Source organism: Citrobacter sp. TBCS-14, assembly GCF_005280805.1.
GTDB classification, from domain to species: Bacteria; Pseudomonadota; Gammaproteobacteria; order Enterobacterales; family Enterobacteriaceae; genus Citrobacter; species Citrobacter gillenii.
On the sequence record NZ_SZWM01001097.1, the window covers coordinates 1 to 216 of the forward strand.

The following is a 216-nucleotide window of genomic DNA, read 5'->3' on the forward strand; positions in this document are numbered from 1 at the left end:
GCTCTTGAGAATAAGATTAAACAGGCAAATCAGCGTCAACAGCGCATGCTGCAGCGTCTGAATCAGCAAACCCCGCAGCCGCGTATTCACCGCGCGCAAACACGTATTCAGCAACTGGAATACCGACTGGCGGACAATATTCGCTCGCGCGTCAGCCAGCAACGCGAGCGTTTCGGCAATGCGGTCACGCATCTGGAAGCCGTCAGCCCACTGGCA

1 pseudogene is annotated in these 216 nt (G+C 56.5%); it reads left to right on the forward strand.

Annotated features, from left to right (window positions below):
• Positions 1-216, forward strand: a pseudogene (gene xseA, locus FDX22_RS24165) (exodeoxyribonuclease VII large subunit); the annotation flags it as partial.